This is a genomic window from Listeria cornellensis FSL F6-0969 (assembly GCF_000525855.1).
Lineage (GTDB): Bacteria > Bacillota > Bacilli > Lactobacillales > Listeriaceae > Listeria_A > Listeria_A cornellensis.
Map to the genome: position 1 here is coordinate 1 of NZ_AODE01000050.1, position 3,466 is coordinate 3,466.

Here is a 3,466-nt window from a genome sequence, read left to right on the forward strand (position 1 = left end):
GCATCCGCATCGGCATCCGCATCAGCATCAGCATCGGCATCAGCGTCAGCATCGGCGTCAGCATCGGCGTCTGCATCTGCATCGGCGTCTGCATCAGCGTCTGCATCCGCGTCTGCATCAGCGTCTGCATCGGCGTCTGCATCAGCATCGGCGTCAGCGTCGGCGTCAGCATCCGCATCGGCATCCGCATCGGCATCTGCGTCAGCATCGGCATCAGCATCAGCGTCTGCATCCGCATCGGCATCAGCATCAGCATCGGCATCAGCGTCCGCATCGGCATCAGCGTCTGCATCAGCGTCTGCATCAGCGTCTGCATCAGCGTCTGCATCCGCATCAGCATCGGCGTCAGCGTCAGCCTCCGGCGCCTCAATAAAACCCTTAGCCGAGTCAGAATTCAACAAATCCACATCCAATAAAAAGTCATCGCCTACACGACCAGTAAAATCTAACCGATCATCACCAATTCCAGCAGGTAAAGCCACTACTCCCAATGCAGCTAAATCAATCGTCAACGTAAAAGTAGTCAGTCCAGCTAGCGATAATCCCAGACCATTCGGAATATTCGCACCAATCGTCCCGTTGGCAGCATCTACTAGTAAAGCGTTCCCAGTAACAGTCCCATCATTTGATAATTGCAAACCAAAAGCACCTAAATAAGGAATATCATAAGCAATGCTTGAATTGGCTTTGATAGCCGGATTAGATAGGAGTGTCTTTAGTTCATCGGGCAACTTAAAATAAGGATGATAATTTTGAAGTAACCCAATATTCGCAATTTGCGTTCCTTGAAGTTGGATAATTAACTTCCCATTAGCATAAGTAGGCTGCAAAGTCGTATTCCCCAACAAGCTAATGCTCGCCGCCTCAGCTTGTGTACCACTTAGCGAAAAACTACGGTCAAATCCATCATAATTAATCGTTATTGGAGACGCCACAATCGTTGCTGCTGTAAACAACGTTGCTAGTACTTTTGCTTTTTGCTTATTTTTCACATTCAATCTGCGCTTATAATCTACCTGCTGTTTTTTCATTTTTTTTTCCCCCTCGAACCTTATCCCCATAAGGTTTAATAAAAATCAACAAGTATCTATCAACTGACAATCAAGAAATTTACTCTTATCAACGATCAACTGTCACCCCCTAATATTGTCTGTAGTCATACAAAAATTACTTTACCCTTATATGATAAAAAATATACAAAAATAACTAAAGAAGTTATATTTAAATTTAATACGTGAAATATTACTTCTATTTGGTTTTAAATACCTATCTGCATCATTTACCTTTTTATGTAAAATAATTATGTTTATTATATTAAGCAAGAACCCTTTAATTAATGCGATTATATTAAAATTTTACCTTATTAATCTTATTTTAAAAAAATCATTCTAAATAACTAGTTTCATTTTCTATATTTTCCTACCTGCTCATTTTACATGATTCATTTCATCAAAAAAAAGTGTAAGAATCATAGAACAGATTCTTACACTTTTCGATTTCCCATATTAAAACGGCATTTTAAAATTACCTAATCCGCCACGTTTTTTTCTTGCCTTTTCCACTTCCGCCCATACCAGACATCTGTTTCATCATTTTTTTCATCTCATTAAACTGTTTCAAAAGTCGATTGACCTCTTGAATCGGTCGTCCAGAACCACGTGCAATACGCTTGCGACGATTCGCATTAATGATATCTGGATGGTCTTTCTCCGCTTTTGTCATCGATTTAATGATTGCCTCAATATGCGTCAATTGCTTTTCATCGACGTTCATATTATCGAGGCCTTTCATTTTATTCGCACCCGGCATCATTTTTAGAAGCTCATCAAGCGGCCCCATTTGGCGTACTTGTTGCAGTTGCTCCAAGAAATCATCCAGCGTCATCGACATATCTTTTACTTTCTGCTCAAGCTCTCGCGCCTTGTTCTCATCGACAGAAACCTGCGCCTTCTCAATGAGGGAAAGCACATCGCCCATCCCAAGAATACGAGACGCCATCCGGTCTGGGTGGAAACTTTCGAGTGCTTCCATCTTCTCGCCCATACCAACAAATTTGATCGGTTTTTCCGTCACGGAACGAATAGAAAGCGCCGCACCACCACGTGTATCCCCATCGAGTTTCGTTAATACAACACCGGTGATATCTAATTGTGCATTAAAGCTTTCCGCTACATTTACCGCGTCTTGCCCCGTCATCGAATCGACAACGAGTAAAATTTCAGATGGATTGGCGATTTCTTTCACCGCTACTAACTCATCCATTAATTCCGTATCAATATGCAGACGACCGGCCGTATCAATTAAAACATAATCCAGATGATCCTCTTTCGCCTTTGCAATCGCTTGTTTTGCAATCTCAACAGGGCTAACTTGATCTCCTAAAGAAAAGACCGGCATATCCAACTGATTTCCCAGCGTTTCCAATTGTTTAATCGCTGCTGGACGATAAATATCAGCCGCAACAAGAAGTGGTTTCCGATTATATTTTTTGCGTAGTAAGTTAGCAAGCTTTCCGGTAGTTGTTGTTTTACCAGCCCCTTGAAGTCCAACCATCATCACAACAGTCGGTGGTTTATCGGCAACTGCGATTTTACTTTCCTCGCCGCCCATCAATGCTGTTAGTTCTTCTTGCACAATTTTGATGACTTGCTGACCTGGCGTTAGGCTCTTCATGACCTCACTGCCGACAGCACGCTCGCTTACCGTTTTAATAAATTGTTTTACGACTTTAAAGTTAACATCCGCTTCCAGTAGAGCAAGTCGAACTTCACGCATCATTTCTTTTACGTCCGCCTCATTCACTTTCCCTTTTCCGCGGATTTTGTTCATCGTTTCTTGTAATCGGCCGGCTAATCCTTCAAATGCCATGTGCGCCGCCTCCTAATCCATATTTTTAAGTTGTTGAAGCAGACCAGCCACTTCATTGTCTAACACTTGTTCTTCCTGTAATCGTCGTTCCAGATGTTCAATTAATTGCTCACGTTCCTGATATTTCTTTAAAACGCCGAGCTTTTCTTCATAGTTCTCGAGCACCGCCTCGGTCCGCTTAATATTATCATAAACCGCCTGCCGACTCACTTCATACTCCTCAGCAATCTCACCAAGCGACAAATCTTCCAAATAATAAAGCGAAACATAGGACCGCTGCTTCTCTGTTAAAAGCGAATCATAGATATCAATCAAAAAAATTCATTCGCGTCGTTTTCTCAAACATATCCGCATCGTTCCTTCCCTAGCAAAAACCCGCTTATACTATATAAGAATACGTGGAAAAATGGGGGATGTCAAGCACTGAAAAGCTGAAAGAGCCCGTTAGCCTCGACAGAAATTGTTAGGGGGCGCAGTGAAAATCCTCTTTTGATTTTTGCGGAGGCCACGAAATTTCCGAGAGGCTGGCTCTTGAAGCTAGCCCGACCGTGAAGCAACCGCCAAACGAACGCAGAGCATGATTTCCGCTACACTAAGA

2 protein-coding genes and 1 pseudogene are annotated in these 3,466 nt (G+C 42.7%); all 3 read right to left on the bottom strand.

The genetic code is table 11. From position 1 onward, the window contains the following. The coding region (locus PCORN_RS19765) for an Lmo1799 family Asp-Ala repeat surface protein (protein ID WP_036082492.1) at positions 1 to 1,031 on the bottom strand (1,031 nt) is incomplete at its 3' end. A gap of 493 nt (positions 1,032 to 1,524) precedes the next feature. Beyond that, entirely contained in the window at positions 1,525 to 2,868 is a 1,344-nt protein-coding gene (gene ffh / locus PCORN_RS16210) for a signal recognition particle protein (RefSeq protein ID WP_036082494.1), read from the bottom strand. Between the two features lie 12 nt (positions 2,869 to 2,880). Beyond that, positions 2,881 to 3,214 (bottom strand): annotated as a pseudogene (locus PCORN_RS16215) (putative DNA-binding protein). Between the last annotated feature and the right edge of the window lie 252 nt (positions 3,215 to 3,466).

Bases quoted from the DNA above. Each gene is read 5' to 3' on its own strand.
- ffh (WP_036082494.1), bottom strand. From the start codon at position 2,868: ATGGCATTTGAAGGATTAGCCGGCCGATTACAAGAAACGATGAACAAA.